We start from the raw sequence: 15,565 nt of genomic DNA, 5'->3' as shown, positions 1-15,565 counted from the left end.
TTGTAGCGGGGTTTAACTAATTATCTAGTGAAAAAATCGCCAGAAATTGCGCATCACTGGCAACCTGTTTTTTCAACTGTTATTGTGGTGGGATTATACGGTGTCATCGCCGTTCGGAATGAACAGGAGCTGTAAGCATGTTTACTGGTATTGTGCAGGGCACTGCCAAAGTGGTGTCCATTGATGAAAAACCGAATTTCCGCACTCACGTAGTTGAGCTGCCTGAATATATGCTCGACGGCATTGAAACCGGGGCGTCGATAGCGCATAACGGCTGCTGCCTGACGGTGACCGAAATTAACGGTAACCAGATAAGCTTTGATTTAATGAAAGAGACGCTGCGCATCACTAACCTGGGTGAGCTGGTGGTGGGGGATACCGTCAACGTTGAACGTGCGGCGAAATTCAGCGATGAGATTGGCGGGCATCTGATGTCCGGCCATATTATGACCACTGCAGAAGTGGCGAAAATCGTGACCTCGGAAAATAACCGTCAAATCTGGTTTAAGGTGCAGGATCCGTCATTAATGAAATACATCCTTTATAAAGGATTTATTGGCATCGATGGGATTAGTCTGACCGTCGGTGAAGTGACGCCAACGCGTTTTTGCGTGCATTTAATTCCTGAAACGCTGCAACGTACTACGCTTGGCGCAAAAAAACTGGGGCAGCGCGTAAATATCGAAATTGATCCGCAGACCCAGGCGGTCGTAGATACCGTTGAGCGCGTGCTGGCGGCGAAAGAGGCGGCGATAATAAAGGCCGTGGAAGAAGAATAAAAAATAACCCCGGTTACCCGGGGTTATTTTTCAGCGGGCCACGCGCAGGCCGTGCTCAATCCCACGACTAAACACCACCTGCCACAGCTGTATATCCCGCGCGCGGAACGCACCCGCGCAGGCATTCAGATAATAGCTAAACATCCGTTTGAATCGTTCCGAATAGTTGTCGGCGATTTCAGGCCATGCAGCCTGGAAACGTTCATGCCAGGTCATCAGCGTGGTGTCGTAATCTGCGCCGAAGTTATGCCAGTCTTCCACAATAAAATGCGGTTCGCTGGCGTTCGCAATCTGGCGAACAGAGGGTAAACAACCATTCGGGAAGATATATTTGTTGATCCAGGGATCCACATTGTTATCGGTGCGTTTAGAGCCGATGGTGTGTAGCAGGAAAATTCCGTCAGGCTTCAGGTTATGGTCGGCGACGTCGAAATAAGTCTTGTAGTTCTTTGGCCCCACGTGCTCGAACATACCCACGGAAACAATCCGATCGAACTGCTCATTCAGGTCGCGGTAATCCTGAAGCCGAATATCGACATCCAGACCCAGACACCGTTCCTGTGCCATCTTCTGCTGTTCAGCTGAAATCGTGACGCCGACTACGCTGACACCATAATGTTTCGCCATAAACCAGGCAAGGCCGCCCCAACCACAGCCGATGTCCAGCACGCGCATGCCGGGCTGCAACTGCAACTTATCGCAAATCAGCTGTAGCTTATCCTGCTGCGCCTCTTCCAGGGTTGTCGCTTTTTTCCAGTATCCGCAGGAGTACTGCATTAACGGGTCGAGCATACGGCTGAAAAGATCGTTGCCCAGGTCATAATGCTCTTTACCGACGATCCACGCGCGCTTTTTACTTTGCAGATTGAACAGGCGGGCGGAGGCGATACGTAACGTATCTTTGAAATGACGAGGGAGCTGATTTTCAAGACCGGCGCGTAAAACGCTGGAGAAGAACATATCCAGCCGCTCACACTCCCACCAGCCGTCCATATAGCTTTCACCCAGCCCTAACGATCCCTCCTGTAACACGCGTTTGAAAAAATCGGGATGTTTAATCTGGGGGTCGGAGGGGGATGAGCCATTAATCGTAATGCCCGCACGTCCCAACAGTTCACTGACGATCCGGGACCAGTTATCGTCCGGAACGCTGACTTCTTCTATACACGATGAACTCATAGCTTCTCCATCACCTTGCTGTGATCAGAACCTTAAAACAGCGTAGACGCTTTTTTGGTTTGTGAGAAATCTCACGGTAAATGCCCGCGAGGCTAATATCCGACGTAGAACAGAGGAAGGGAGATAACCCTTGCCGAAATGCCTTCCATGGTAAAACGGGAGCGCTCCGGCTCCCGTTAACACTTAATATTTATCGTATTTAATCGAACCAAATTCAGTATAGGCCGCAAAATTTGGTGATTCAACAGAAAATTGTTAGCAACCTAATCACTGGTTTTTAACATAGTTTCCCGCGTAATCAGGCGTGCGACGTTTCTGTCTGCGCGTTTTCACTCTGCTCGCGATGGGCGGAGGACTGCATGCGATAACCCAATCCTGCCAGCACAACGGTGACCAGCATCACGCTGGTGGTGGTGAGCAGCGGGGTTGCAATCAATGCAGAGACCACGAGACTTGCCAGGAAGCACAGGCCAAGTTGCAGGGTATTTTGCAGCGCGGCAGCGCGGCCTGTCGCCTGAGGGAATGGACGCAGCGCCTGGGCTACAACAATAGGGTAAATGGCCCCGTTAGCGATCGCCATGACGCAGAACGGAATCAAAATTTCTGCAAGCCCGGCGCCGGGAATAAAGCCGACAGCCCAGGTCGCAATCACGCTTAGCGCATACAGCACCAGCAGCCAGGGCAGCATCTGCTGGCCTTCCCATTTTTGCAGCGCGGCGCGACAGCCATAGCCACCCACCAGGAAGGCGATGGTCTGTGGTACATAGCTCAGGCCGATAGCCGCCGGGCTGTAGCCCATGTCATGCAGAATGAACGGTGAACCGGTCAGCCAGGCAAAGAAGCTGGCAGAGCAGGCGGCATAAATCAGCACGTTACCGCGATAGGCTTTCGACCGCAGTAAAGAGGTAAAGGTGATGGGCTTCGCGTCCGGATGCGTCTCTTTTTTATGCGCAGGTTTAAGCCCGAACGCGGGCAGCATCAGGACCAGCGTGATCGCAAAGAGCGTGGCGAAAATGGCCTGCCAGTCGAAATGCGCCAGGATCCAGCTGCCCAGCAGCGGAGCGAGCGCCGGAGACAGGCCGACCAGCGGCATGATGGTGGCGAAAATGCGGTTAGTGCGTGAGGCGGGGTAGTAATCGGTCACCAGCGCCTGCCAGGTGACCGCTGCGGCACAGACGCCGACCGCCTGAATAAAGCGCAACACCAATAACCAGGCGGCATCGCGGACCCACAGCATGCCCAGACAGCCTACGGCAAAAATCGCCAGTCCCAGCAACAGAACGGGCTTACGGCCAAAACGATCAGAGAGCGGTCCCCAGAGTAGTTGCGCAAAAGCAAAACCTGCAAGGAATAAACTCAAACTGGCGCTGATGGCGGCGGCAGGAGTTTGCAAATCTTCCTGCATCGCGGCGAAGGCGGGCAGATACATGTCGGTCGCCAAAAAGCCCAGCACGCTTAAGCCGCCGAGCCAGACTAAAAATCCTTTCCTGGGTTGCACTTTTTTTCTCCTGAGGAGGCAGGTGTACGTTGGCGCAGAGTGTAGGGAGTGCAAAGCGGCTTGTGAAACGCTAATATTTGGAGGGTGCATTCAAAAAATTTGCAGGCTAAAGATGTGGTCAGATTATTCCCTTGAAGTGGTTGATGCCGTGGCGCGTAACGGCAGCTTTACTGGTGCCGCCCAGGAGTTGCACCGCGTTCCCTCGGCTATCAGCTATACGGTGCGCCAGCTGGAAGCGTGGCTGGCAGTCCCGCTGTTCGAGCGGCGTCATCGCGACGTGGAGCTCACGCCTGCCGGCGCGTGGTTTTTGAAGGAAGGCCGGTCTGTTATCAAAAAAATGCAGATCACCCGTGAGCAGTGCCAGCAGATCGCCAACGGCTGGCGCGGACATCTCGCTATCGCGGTGGATAACATCGTTAAGCCGGAACGGACCCGGCAGATGATCGTCGATTTCTATCGTCATTTTTCCGACGTCGAACTGCGTGTGTCGCAGGAAGTGTTCAACGGCGTATGGGATGCGCTGGCGGACGGCAGGGCGGAGATGGCAATTGGTGCAACCCAGGCGATCCCGGTTGGCGGGCGCTACGCGTTCCGCGACATGGGCATGCTGAGCTGGACCTGCGTGGTCGCGCGCGATCACCCGCTGGCGGCGCTGGACGGGCCGCTGAGTGATGACACCTTACGCAACTGGCCTTCGCTGGTGCTGGAAGATACCTCCCGCTCGCTGCCCAAGCGCATTACCTGGCTGCTGGATAATCAGCGCCGCGTGGTTGCGCCGGACTGGGAGTCGTCAGCCACCTGTCTGAGCGCGGGGCTGTGCGTTGGCATGGTGCCGGTGCATTTTGCGCGCCCGCGCATCGACGCGGGAGAGTGGGTGGCTCTGACGCTGGAAAATCCTTTCCCGGATGCTGCATGCTGTCTGACGTGGCAGCAAAACGACGTCTCGCCCGCCATGGCCTGGCTGCTGGATTATCTGGGAGACAGCGAAACGCTGAACCGGGAGTGGTTGCGGGGACCAGCGTAGCTGGCCCCGTAAAGAGATTAACGTCGGTAGTCGCGGAACGGACCGTCGGCAACGGAACGGCGTTCAATCAGGCGCGGGTGGACCTCAATGGACTGGGACTGTTCTCGCTTGTTGACGATCCTGTCCATCAGCATATTGAAGGCCGTTTCACCCAGCGAATCTTTCGGCTGGTGAATGGTGGTCAGCGCCGGGGTAAAGAAACGGGCGTTGCGAACGTTATCATAGCCGATCACCGAGATGTCCTGCGGAACGCGCAGGCCGAGTTCATCCGCCGCGCAGAGCGCGCCCATTGCCATGATATCGCCGCCGCAGAACACAGCGGTAGGGCGATGCGGCTGGGAGACGATCTGCTGCATAGCGCGATAGCCCGACTCCGGCTCGAAATCGCCCTGGACAATCCAGTTTTCCGGCACGGTAATCAGCGCCTCTTCCATCGCTTTCATGAAACCGGCCAGACGGCCAGCACCGGTGTTACGCTCCAGCGGGCCCGGGATCACGCCAATTTCACGATGCCCGCGTTCTACCAGATAACGCCCGGCCATGTAGCCGCCTTCAAAGGCGTTATCAATAACAGAGTCGGTGAAGTCTGCGCGCGCCTCGCCCCAGTCCATCACTACCATCGGAATGTGGCGATACTCTTCCAGCATGGAAAGCACCGACTCAGGGTATTCAGAACACATGACCAGCAGGCCGTCGACGCGCTTTTGCGCCATCATCGACAGGTAAGCGCGCTGTTTTTCAATGTTGTTCCACGCGTTGCCCAGAATCAGGGTATAGCCTTTCTGAAAGCAGTTTTTTTCAACGGCTTCGATGATTTCAGCAAAGTAAGCCGCTTCACTGCTGGTGGCCAGCAGGCCAATCGATTTGGTGTGATTAACCTTCAGGCTACGGGCGACCGCACTTGGCGAGTAGTGCAGTTCTTTGATTGCTGCCCAAACGGCATTACGCGTCTCTTCTGCGACGAAACGCGTTTTGTTAATAACATGTGATACGGTTGTAGTGGAAACGTTTGCGCGTTTTGCTACGTCTTTAATTGTTGCCATTAAATGTCACTCCAGACCATATCCTAAGCTCCTGAAAAAAAAGAAGGTAAACGTTTGCCTTCTCTCACCCTTATTACGCAAACATGAGTTGCGACACGCCGGGAAAACGACACAGGACGTCAGGAGGGGGTCAGTGGCCGGTACGCTAATAAATTTAGCGTGGAATTTTGTCCTATCTTGATGAAAAGGGGAAGAGGTAAAGTGGATATCCGTTTAAATCCTGGAAGATTTTTGACCTGAACTGTGTAAAAATGAGCAAGCTCACTTTTCGTAGGGTGAATAAAAGGAGAAAAATTGATGAGTACCGATCTGAAGTTTTCGCTGTTTACCACCATTGTTGTTCTTGCCCTGATTGTTGCGGGTGGTTTAACCGCTGCGCTGCACTGATTTAGGTGGAGGGAGAGTCTTCTCCCTCCCTTGCCGCTATTGTTACCTCTCCGGCAAAAATCTTTTGCCAAAATGTTAACTTCTCATTTTTTGTGATTGATGTCATGCTTTTGCCTTCTTAGTCTGTGCCGGGCAACGGCACGGTATCCGGAGTCTTTTCATGAAAATCAATTTTCCCCTGCTGGCCCTGGCGATTGGCGCCTTTGGGATTGGCACCACTGAATTCTCCCCGATGGGGTTATTGCCTGTTATCGCCCGGGGTGTGGACGTCTCTATCCCTGCGGCCGGTATGTTGATTAGCGCCTATGCGATCGGCGTGATGGTGGGCGCACCGCTGATGACGCTGCTGCTTTCGCACCGCGCGCGACGCAATGCGCTGATTTTCCTGATGGCAATTTTTACTCTCGGAAATGTGCTTTCCGCGATTTCGCCGGATTACACCACGCTGATGCTTTCCCGTATTCTGACCAGCCTGAACCACGGCGCTTTCTTCGGGCTGGGCTCGGTTGTTGCCGCAAGCGTAGTGCCAAAACATAAGCAGGCCAGCGCGGTAGCCACTATGTTTATGGGCCTCACCATCGCTAATATCGGCGGCGTTCCCGCTGCCACCTGGCTGGGAGAAGCCATCGGCTGGCGTATGTCTTTCCTCGCAACCGCCGGACTGGGCGTGGTCGCGATGGTCGCGCTGTTCTTCTCGCTGCCGAAAGGAAGTGCGGGAGAACGTCCGGAAGTACGTAAAGAGCTGGCGGTGCTGATGCGTCCTCAGGTGTTGTCCGCGCTGCTCACCACGGTGCTGGGGGCAGGGGCGATGTTTACGCTCTACACCTATATCTCCCCGGTGCTGCACGACATTACCCACGCAACGCCACTCTTTGTTACCGCGATGCTGGTGCTGATTGGTGTCGGGTTCTCGATTGGCAACTATCTCGGCGGGAAATTTGCCGACCGCTCCGTCAGCGGGACGCTGAAAGGTTTTTTAACGCTGCTGATTGTCATCATGGTGGCGATCCCGTGGCTGGCGCGTAACGAAGTGGGCGCCGCGGTTGCCATGGTGGTGTGGGGCGCCGCAACCTTTGCCGTGGTGCCGCCGTTGCAGATGCGCGTGATGCGTGTTGCGCATGAGGCGCCGGGGCTCTCATCATCCGTGAATATCGGTGCGTTTAACCTGGGAAATGCGCTGGGAGCCGCAGCGGGCGGGGCGGTGATTTCCGGTGGTTTAGGTTACAGCTTTGTGCCGGTGATGGGGGCGATCATCGCCGCACTCGGCTTGCTGCTGGTGTTGATGTCCGGGCGTAAACAGCCAGAAGCGGTGTGGACGGCGGAATAAATAAAAACGCAGAAGGGTTGCCCCTTCTGCGTGTCCCTTATGCGGCGAAGTTCTTCGCAACAAATTCCCAGTTAACCAGTGCCCAGAAATGTTCCAGGTAGTTCGGGCGCGCATTACGGTAATCAATGTAATAGGCGTGTTCCCATACGTCCACGGTCATCAGCGGCGTTGCGCTGGTGGTCAGAGGGGTACCCGCATTAGAAGTGGAAACGATAGCCAGTTTGCCATCAGCCTCTTTTACCAGCCAGGTCCAGCCGGAGCCAAAGTTTTTAACGGCTGCGTCAGTAAATTTCGCTTTGAAATCCGCGAAACTGCCGAACGCGGCGTTAATCGCTGCGGCCAGCTCACCGGTAGGTTCTCCGCCTGCATTTGGAGCCAGGCAGTGCCAGTAGAAGGTGTGGTTCCACACCTGGGCGGCGTTGTTGAATACGCCACCGTCTGAACTGCGCACAATCTCTTCCAGCGTTTTGCCTTCAAAATCGGTGCCCTTGATCAGGTTATTCAGGTTGGTGACATAGGTCTGGTGATGCTTGCCGTAATGGTACTCCAGGGTTTCCGCAGAAATGTGCGGAGCCAGGGCGTCTTTTGCATACGGTAGTGCAGGTAATTCGAACGACATTGCTACTCTCCTTATAGTTTTATACGTTGCCAATAACCCTACAGACAACAAGGACAGAATAGCAAATTGAAAGGGTATGCAAAAGAGGAACTTACCCCGCCACGGAGGCGGCAGGGCAGGGTCTAGCGAATGGTTTTTGGCGTCATCACTCGGCGCGCACCCACGTAGTGGCGCACCCAATAATCTTCGCTGAGGGAGGTGATCTGAATGTCCTGACCGCTGCGCGGTGACTGGATAAATTTACCGTTACCCACATACACCCCAACGTGATCGGCCGTGCCGCGTCCCTGGGTGCGGAAGAACACCAGGTCGCCATTTTGCAGTTCGCCACGGTTTACAGGCGCGGCGTCGCGCAGATGGTACATCTCATTGGCGGTGCGCGGAATGCGAAACTTCACCAGATCTTTATAGGCATAATAAACCAGCCCACTACAGTCAAAACCGGTGCGCGGTGAGGTGCCACCCCAGCGATATGGTTTACCTATTTGCCCCATCAGTTTATTCATCGCCGTTTTTTGCGCTTTCTGCATACGCGCTTTATGCACGTCAGCCAGCTTCGTCACTTTGGCGCATTTCGTTTTATGGCCTTTGCGCACGGTGCATTTATCATTCACCAGGCTGGCGGTCGTACGGGTGGTTTTGTGCGTGCCGGAACGGAGAGTTTTGGTTTTACTGGAGGCGGTTTTTTTGGTGTGAGCGGTGGTTTTCTTCTTTACTGTTTTGCTGGTGGTTTTTTTCTTACGTTCTGTGGTTTTTGCCAGATGCGTTTTTTGTACAGCAGAATGCCGTGCCTGTTCGGAGGCGTTCGCCGCTGGCGTAAATGAGAGTGTGGTAAACAGTAAAGCACAGAGCGTCATCGAGATTTTAGTTATCCGCGCCACTGGGCAGTCCCCTGATAAGTGCGAGCCAAAATACATACCCGCATGAGATTTACAAAACCAGTCGATTCTAATCCATAAAATCGGAATAAGTTAATAGCATTTTTCATTCAAAAATTGTGTTTCGTTAGCAAGTGCAAAAAAATTCACCATTCTGTCGCACTCTTGTTCGCTCCTTAAGCAAAACCGCACGGCGCGTAGCCTTAAACGTCATTATCAATGCAACTTTACGCGATAGCGGATAAAATAATGAGACGTGACAAAAATGTTATTTTCCGATGTAGGCCTGACCCGCTACAATGTCAGACTGATGCCGTAACAGAAGTTAAAGGAAGCAAGACATGAGCACCACTATTGAAAAAATTCAGCGCCAGATCGCTGAAAACCCGATTCTCCTGTACATGAAAGGTTCTCCGAAGCTGCCAAGCTGCGGCTTCTCCGCGCAAGCGGTTCAGGCGCTGTCCGCCTGTGGTGAGCGTTTTGCTTACGTTGATATCCTGCAAAACCCGGACATCCGCGCTGAGCTGCCAAAATACGCAAACTGGCCGACCTTCCCACAGCTGTGGGTTGACGGTGAACTGGTTGGCGGCTGTGATATTCTGATTGAAATGTATCAGCGCGGCGAACTGCAACAGCTGATCAAAGAGACTGCGGCGAAGTATAAAACCGAAGAGCCGGACGCAGAATAAGTTTTCTGCGAATATAAAAAAGCGACCACATTATGTTGGTCGCTTTTTTTTGTCCTGTGGGGCTGTTGATTACCCAGTCTACGATTGAAGATCGGCCTCGTCGCCCATCGGCAGCGGCCAGCCACCCAGACGTTTCCAGCGGTTGACGATCTCACAGAACAGCTCCGCCGTACGCTCGGTATCGTATAACGCGGAATGCGCCTGAGTGCCGTCAAACGCAATACCCGCCGTGATGCAGGCTTTAGAGAGCACAGTTTGCCCCAGCGCCAGGCCGCTCAGCGCGGCGGTGTCGAAGGTCACAAACGGATGGAATGGATTACGCTTTAGCGAGGCGCGCTCGGCGGCAGCCATGGTGAAGCTGTGATCGAACGTAGCGTTGTGGGCCACCATGATGGCGCGGCTACAGTCATTCTCTTTCATGCCTTTGCGCACCATTTTGAAAATGGCGTGCAGCGCCTCATATTCGCTTACCGCCCCGCGCAGCGGGTTTGTCGGATCGATACCGTTAAAGGCCAGCGCCTCTGGCTGTAAGTTTGCCCCTTCAAAGGGTTCAACGTGGAAATGCAGCGTGGTGTCCGGTACAAGCCAGCCCTGTTCATCCATCTTCAGCGTGATGGCGGCAATTTCAAGCAGCGCATCGGTTTTAGCGTTAAATCCGGCTGTTTCTACATCAATGACAACGGGATAAAAACCACGAAAACGGTCGCACAGACCGGTAAATTGAGCGTTATCGGACATCAGGGTCTCTTACAAGGGGGAAAAAGCAGTGCGCATTATGGCAAATTTTGAGAGGGGATGCAGCAAAACAACGGGCGCATAGTGCGCCCTGCGGGATCAATTGCCCAGACCGCGACCAGCGTCTTTAGCTTCGATCAGTTCGATTTTATACCCGTCCGGATCTTCAACAAACGCAATCACGGTGGTGCCGCCTTTAACCGGACCGGCTTCACGGGTGACGTTACCGCCATTGCTGCGGATACGTTCGCAGGCTTCAGCCGCATTATCCACTTCCAGCGCGATGTGGCCGTAAGCCGTACCCAGCTCGTAGCTGTCCACGCCCCAGTTGTAGGTCAGCTCGATGACCGCTTCTTCAGATTCCGGGCCGTAACCGACAAACGCCAGAGAGTATTTATATTCCGGATTTTCGCTGGTGCGCAGCAGCTTCATGCCCAGAACGTTAGTGTAGAAATCGATAGAACGTTGCAGGTCGCCAACGCGCAGCATGGTGTGAAGTAGGCGCATAATTTCCTCATTAACCAGTGGAATGGATTATCTTTTTGAACAGAAACGATGTTTTAGTATAGCGGCGAAAGGTCGCCGCTATCAATGTACAAAGCGGGATTACAGTGAAGGGTAGTCGGTATAACCTTCCGCGCCGCCGCCATAGAAGCTTTCAGGGCGCTGCGGGTTCAGTTCGGCTTTCTTCTGCAAACGGGCAACCAGATCCGGGTTAGCAATGTAATCACGGCCAAAGGCCACGGCGTCGATCAGACCTTTACCGATCAGATCCTCGGCTTTCTCTGCCGTATAAGCGCCCGCCCCGATAATCACGCCGTGGAAGCGCTCGCGAACTTTCTGTCGGAAGGCTTCACTGTAGGGCTTGCCGCCTGCCCAGTCCGGCTCGGACATGTGCAGATACGCGATACCGCGTTTAGCCAGCTCTTCAATCAGATACAGCGCATCCGCTTCTTCGTTCGGACCGTTGTCGACGTTCTGGAAGGTACCAATTGGGGAAACTCGAATACCAATGCGATCTGCGCTCCACTCATTACACACGGCATCTACCACTTCAAGCACCAGACGCGCGCGGTTTTCAACGCTGCCGCCGTACTGGTCGGTACGCTGATTGGAAGACGGTGACAGGAACTGGTGCAGCAGGTAGCCGTGCGCAGAGTGCAGCTCAACCAGGTCGAAGCCCGCTTCACGGGCGTTGGCGACGGCCTGACGGAAATCATTCACGATACCCGGGATCTCGTCCAGCTCAAGCGCGCGTGGCGTGGTGGTGTCGACGCGAATAGCATTACCGTTTTCATCGCGCAGGGAAGTGCGGGTATTCGCATTCAGGGCAGAGGCAGAAACGGGCGCCTGACCGCCAGGCTGGATGCTGCTGTGCGAGATACGACCGGTGTGCCACAGCTGAACCGCAATACGGCCATCTTCAGCATGAACGCCTGCGGTGATTTTTTTCCACGCGGCGATCTGTTCCGGGCTGTGCAGACCCGGCGCACCGGCGTAGCCTTTAGCTTGGGCAGAAATCTGCGTGGCTTCGGAAATAATCAGGCCCGAGCTGGCGCGCTGACGGTAATACTCACCCATCAATGGCGTTGGGATATCTCCCGGCTCGATGCTGCGCAGACGGGTAAGTGGGGCCATAAACACGCGGTTTGGGGCAGTAACGGCACCCACTTTCAGTGGGGTAAATAGCTTTTCAGCGGACATAATGGCTCCTGAGTAGACCAGTCGACTAGTAAAAGGGTAAATAAAAACGCCGGCTACACGCCAGGCGCGGTAATACAGTTTTTCACATGCGCCAGCGCGCTTTCGAGCGGCACGGCGCTGCGAGACATTTTTGCCTGCAGGTTGGCGCCTAACCAGAGGGAATAGAGCACCTGTGCCTGCGTGAGCGGATCGCCGGAGAAGGAGAGCGTTGTTTCATCGCGGCCTTTTTCCAGCGCCTGAGCCAGCAGAGCGATTACGCCGCTGGCCCCTTTATCCATGGCGGTGCGCATATCTTCGGAGAGATCGCACACTTCGGCAGACAGTTTTACCGTCAGGCACCCGCTGATGATGCCCTGCTGACAGAACTGCGTCAGCGTTTCCTGATAGTAGTTCAGAACACGATCCCGGTAGTCACCTTCGCCGCTGGCGAAGTGGGCTGCCAGGCGCTGATGGTAGCTGGCGTAGTGCCGCTCCAGCATGGCTACGCCAAACGCCTCTTTGGATCGAAAATAGTGATAAAACGATCCCTTAGGCACTTCAGCGGTTTTTAATAACTCGCTCAGCCCCATACCGGTAAACCCGCGATGCATGCAAAGGCGCTCGCCGGTAGCCAGCAAATGTTCTCGTGTATCGTGTTCTGTATGTCTGCTCATGCTCTTACTCTAATAGACCGTTCGGTCTAATGCAAGCCCGCTTAGCGACGACATTGCGACAAAATATCCAGCTGCGGCTGATAAACCACTGATTTCACGTCCATCATACCCAGAACCGTGGCAAACAAATTGTCCTGTGAAACTGCCTCTTTTGCAGCATGGTTACGCAGGCAATCCGTGTTTACGCCGAAGTTTTTCGCATAGTCCGGGGAGAGCCAGAACATAAACGGAATATGCGTTTGCTGCTCCGGGGCCAGCATATACGGCGTACCGTGCAGGTAAATTCCGCTTTCGCCCAGCGATTCGCCGTGATCGGAGAGGTAAATGAGCGCTGTGTTCATACTGGCCTTCCGGGCTTTTAGCGCGTCGATGGTTCGGCTGAGCACGCTATCGGTATACAGAATCGAGTTGTCATAGGTATTGATCAGCGACTGATGATCGCAATCCTGAATTTCATTGGTATCGCAGGTTGGGGTGAATTTCCGGAAGCGGTCCGGGTAACGGTTGTAATAAGCCGGACCGTGGCTGCCCATCAGGTGTATCACCAGTGCGGTATCCTGCTTTATTCCGTCCAGCACGTTGTCCAGGCGGTACAGGTTGACGTCGTCAATACAGGATTTGTCCTTACAGAACTGATCCAGTTTCCACTGGGTCATGTCCGTGTGCGGCACGCGGTCGCAGGCACCTTTACACCCGCCGTCATTGTCGCGCCACAGCAGGTTGAATCCGGCGTGGTTAAGCACATCGAGCAGTCCTTCCTGATGATGGGCGAGGTCCGCGTCATATTTTTTTCGCGTCATGCCGGAGAACATGCAGGGGACGGAAACGGCGGTTTCCGTGCCACAGGAGGAGGCCTGTGGGAAATTGATGACATCCCGCTTTTTCAGCTCGGGGTTGGTTTCACGCGGGTAACCATTTAACGAATAGTTTGCAGCGCGGGAGGCTTCGCCCACCACCAGAACCAGCACGGTTTTCTTACGTTGGCCGGAAATCAGCGCCCCTTTATGGGCATCCTCGCCAATGCGGACCAGCGTCTGGTCGCCGGCAAACCAGCGCATTTTGCTGTACTTCACAACGGCGCTCACGTAGTTCGCCGGAGTGACCATTTTGACGATGCTTTTGTTATTGCGGAACAGCGAAGCATAGTCTTTATAGAACACTGCCGCGACGAGAATGATCACCAGCAGCGCACCCAGTATAGCGGCGAAACGTGTTAGCAGGGCATACCACCATTTTCCGGTTCGAATGCGCGTCAGGGCTAAGATGACGGAAGGGACCAGACCCGCGACGGCCAGCCACAGGATCAGCTGCGGCGTTACCAGGGCTGTCGCTTCCTGGGAGTTAGTCTCAAACACGTTCACAATCATGTTTTGATCGATAACCGCGCCATAGGTGTACATAAACCAGGTCGCGGCGGCGCATCCTATGGTCAGGGCAATCATGAGCGGCTTGCGAATAAAGGGAATATTCAGCAGGCTAAAAACAATGACCCAGCCGCAGAACAGAACCAGCGGCACACTGGCGGCAAAAAGCATGTCATGCAGACGGGCAGGTGCGATAATTGACCAGCTGCGCTGGATAAACAGCGCATTGAACACGGTGAAGAAAAGCGCACAGGCGAGGGTAAATTTCGTATCGTTACAGTGTAACTTTTTAGTGAGCCACATGATGACCAGACCATTCGTTATATCAATGCGGCGAGTATAAGAAGGGAAGATTAGCGAAACCTTAATGCCCTGTTTGTGACGGACACTCCTTGCATGCAGGCCATTTAGGGTCTTCACTGTAGGGAATAATGACGTTCTGGAGGTAGGTGTGGCAGAGCAACTGGAATTTTTCCCTGTCCAGAGCCCGTGCCGGGGTATTTGCCAGGTTGATGAACGAGGATACTGCCGTGGCTGCATGCGCACACGCGATGAACGTTTTAACTGGCAAAATTTCAGCGACGCGCAAAAGCAGGAGGTCTTACGGCTCTGCCGACAACGTCTGCTGCGCAAAATTCGTGCAAACAAAGCGGTTGAAACCGAAGAACCTCAGCAACCTTCACTGTTTTAGCAGGGTAATTGCGTATACTGGGGACATGACTTCCTTGAGGAAAATGTTATGGTTCAGCGTATTACCCTTGCCCCGCAGGGCCCGGAATTCTCCCGATTCGTTATGGGCTACTGGCGCCTTATGGACTGGAATATGTCTCCGGTCCAGCTGGCGGACTTTATAGAAGAGCATCTCGATCTCGGGATCACCACCGTCGATCACGCTGATATTTATGGCGGCTATCAGTGCGAGGCCGCTTTTGGCGAAGCGCTGAAGCGTGCGCCAGCGCTGCGTGAACGTATGGAGATTGTGACCAAATGCGGTATTGCCACCACAGCAAAACCGGAGCATGCACTTGGGCATTACATCACTGACAGCGCGCATATCGTTAAAAGCGCCGAGCAGTCACTGGTCAACCTGGCCACCGATCGTATCGACCTGCTGCTGATCCACCGTCCCGATCCATTGATGGAAGCGGATGAGGTTGCGGAAGCGTTCCTGACGCTACACCAGAGCGGCAAAGTGCGTCATTTTGGCGTGTCTAACTTCACCCCGGCACAGTTTGCGCTATTGCAGTCTCGCCTGCCGTTTACGCTGGCGACGAATCAGGTGGAGATTTCGCCTGTTCACCAGCCGCTGCTGCTGGACGGAACGCTCGATCAGCTGCAACAGTTACGCATTCGTCCGATGGCCTGGTCTTGCCTGGGCGGCGGTCGCCTGTTTAACGATGAGGCCTTCCAGCCGCTGCGTAACGAGCTTGAAACCGTGGCCCGCGAACTGAATGCGGAAAGCATCGAGCAGGTGGTTTACGCCTGGATCCTGCGCCTGCCGTCTAAACCGCTGCCAATTATCGGCTCCGGCAAAATTGAGCGCGTACGCGCTGCGCTGGTGGCTGAAGAGCTGGATATGTCGCGTCAGCAGTGGTTCCGCATCCGCAAGGCGGCGCTGGGCTACGACGTACCCTGAGCACGCCTGAACCTGACTTTCCGGTGAAATCTGCGCCGCTGGTATAGACT

Annotated in this window: 17 protein-coding genes; 7 read left to right on the top strand and 10 right to left on the bottom strand. The window is 54.4% G+C overall.

The genetic code is table 11. The features are described from left to right. Positions 1-137 precede the first annotated feature (137 nt). Positions 138-779 carry a riboflavin synthase gene (locus INF86_RS06810; RefSeq protein WP_022647892.1) on the top strand — a complete coding sequence of 214 codons (642 nt, stop codon included), beginning with the start codon at positions 138-140 and terminating at the stop codon, positions 777-779. Between the two features lie 30 nt (positions 780-809). Here INF86_RS06810 and cfa read toward each other — a convergent pair whose 3' ends face one another. Together cfa and punC are read right to left on the bottom strand one after the other, a co-directional pair. Then, positions 810-1,958: a cyclopropane fatty acyl phospholipid synthase gene (gene cfa / locus INF86_RS06805; RefSeq protein WP_193543365.1), complete on the bottom strand. Its 1,149-nt coding sequence runs from the start codon at positions 1,956-1,958 to the stop codon at positions 810-812. A gap of 298 nt (positions 1,959-2,256) precedes the next feature. After that, positions 2,257-3,456: a purine nucleoside transporter PunC gene (punC, locus tag INF86_RS06800; protein ID WP_023299943.1), complete on the bottom strand. Its 1,200-nt coding sequence runs from the start codon at positions 3,454-3,456 to the stop codon at positions 2,257-2,259. A 112-nt stretch (positions 3,457-3,568) separates the two neighbouring features. Between punC and punR the strand changes: the two genes are divergently transcribed. Further along, complete coding sequence (punR, locus tag INF86_RS06795; RefSeq protein ID WP_022647895.1) at positions 3,569-4,480, top strand: DNA-binding transcriptional activator PunR; 912 nt, start codon at positions 3,569-3,571, stop codon at positions 4,478-4,480. Positions 4,481-4,497: 17 nt separating this feature from the next. Here the strand turns inward: punR and purR are convergent, their stop codons facing one another. Next, entirely contained in the window at positions 4,498-5,523 is a 1,026-nt protein-coding gene (purR, locus tag INF86_RS06790; protein ID WP_006809011.1) for an HTH-type transcriptional repressor PurR, read from the bottom strand. A gap of 297 nt (positions 5,524-5,820) precedes the next feature. Between purR and INF86_RS06785 the strand changes: the two genes are divergently transcribed. Further along, positions 5,821-5,910, top strand: coding sequence for a YnhF family membrane protein (locus INF86_RS06785; RefSeq protein WP_003857632.1), 90 nt, complete (start codon positions 5,821-5,823; stop codon positions 5,908-5,910). A gap of 160 nt (positions 5,911-6,070) precedes the next feature. Next, the gene (locus tag INF86_RS06780; protein WP_193543364.1) at positions 6,071-7,237 is read left to right on the top strand and encodes an MFS transporter; all 1,167 of its coding nucleotides are present in this window, start codon (positions 6,071-6,073) and stop codon (positions 7,235-7,237) included. A 37-nt stretch (positions 7,238-7,274) separates the two neighbouring features. On the opposite strand, the gene sodB is transcribed toward INF86_RS06780, so the two are convergent. Beyond that, the gene (gene sodB / locus INF86_RS06775; protein ID WP_017693553.1) at positions 7,275-7,856 is read right to left on the bottom strand and encodes a superoxide dismutase [Fe]; all 582 of its coding nucleotides are present in this window, start codon (positions 7,854-7,856) and stop codon (positions 7,275-7,277) included. A gap of 122 nt (positions 7,857-7,978) precedes the next feature. Then, entirely contained in the window at positions 7,979-8,737 is a 759-nt protein-coding gene (locus INF86_RS06770; protein ID WP_023299947.1) for a C40 family peptidase, read from the bottom strand. Positions 8,738-9,075: 338 nt separating this feature from the next. Here INF86_RS06770 and grxD point away from each other — a divergent pair, with 338 nt between their 5' ends. Further along, on the top strand, positions 9,076-9,423 hold the full coding sequence (gene grxD, locus INF86_RS06765) for a monothiol glutaredoxin 4 (protein ID WP_003832760.1): 348 nt from the start codon (positions 9,076-9,078) through the stop codon (positions 9,421-9,423). A 78-nt stretch (positions 9,424-9,501) separates the two neighbouring features. On the opposite strand, the gene rnt is transcribed toward grxD, so the two are convergent. From rnt to eptA, 5 genes are all read right to left on the bottom strand, one after another. After that, on the bottom strand, positions 9,502-10,161 hold the full coding sequence (gene rnt / locus INF86_RS06760) for a ribonuclease T (RefSeq protein WP_003857625.1): 660 nt from the start codon (positions 10,159-10,161) through the stop codon (positions 9,502-9,504). A gap of 96 nt (positions 10,162-10,257) precedes the next feature. Then, positions 10,258-10,665, bottom strand: a complete 408-nt coding sequence (gene gloA, locus INF86_RS06755; RefSeq protein ID WP_022647898.1) for a lactoylglutathione lyase — start codon at positions 10,663-10,665, stop codon at positions 10,258-10,260. A gap of 99 nt (positions 10,666-10,764) precedes the next feature. Next, positions 10,765-11,862: an alkene reductase gene (locus INF86_RS06750; RefSeq protein ID WP_023299948.1), complete on the bottom strand. Its 1,098-nt coding sequence runs from the start codon at positions 11,860-11,862 to the stop codon at positions 10,765-10,767. Positions 11,863-11,915: 53 nt separating this feature from the next. Further along, the gene (locus tag INF86_RS06745; RefSeq protein WP_022647900.1) at positions 11,916-12,515 is read right to left on the bottom strand and encodes a TetR/AcrR family transcriptional regulator; all 600 of its coding nucleotides are present in this window, start codon (positions 12,513-12,515) and stop codon (positions 11,916-11,918) included. A gap of 41 nt (positions 12,516-12,556) precedes the next feature. Further along, the gene (gene eptA, locus INF86_RS06740) at positions 12,557-14,182 is read right to left on the bottom strand and encodes a phosphoethanolamine transferase EptA (RefSeq protein WP_193543363.1); all 1,626 of its coding nucleotides are present in this window, start codon (positions 14,180-14,182) and stop codon (positions 12,557-12,559) included. A 148-nt stretch (positions 14,183-14,330) separates the two neighbouring features. On the opposite strand from eptA, the gene INF86_RS06735 reads away from it, so the two are divergent. Further along, on the top strand, positions 14,331-14,570 hold the full coding sequence (locus tag INF86_RS06735; RefSeq protein ID WP_023299951.1) for a DUF1289 domain-containing protein: 240 nt from the start codon (positions 14,331-14,333) through the stop codon (positions 14,568-14,570). A 48-nt stretch (positions 14,571-14,618) separates the two neighbouring features. Beyond that, positions 14,619-15,515, top strand: a complete 897-nt coding sequence (locus INF86_RS06730; protein WP_038415946.1) for an aldo/keto reductase family oxidoreductase — start codon at positions 14,619-14,621, stop codon at positions 15,513-15,515. Positions 15,516-15,565: the final 50 nt, after the last annotated feature.

Source organism: Enterobacter cloacae complex sp. I1M (assembly GCF_014982425.1).
In the GTDB taxonomy this organism is placed as follows: domain Bacteria; phylum Pseudomonadota; class Gammaproteobacteria; order Enterobacterales; family Enterobacteriaceae; genus Enterobacter; species Enterobacter intestinihominis.
Note: the sequence above shows the minus strand (reverse complement) of the source record. Positions and strands in the feature narration are given on the sequence as shown.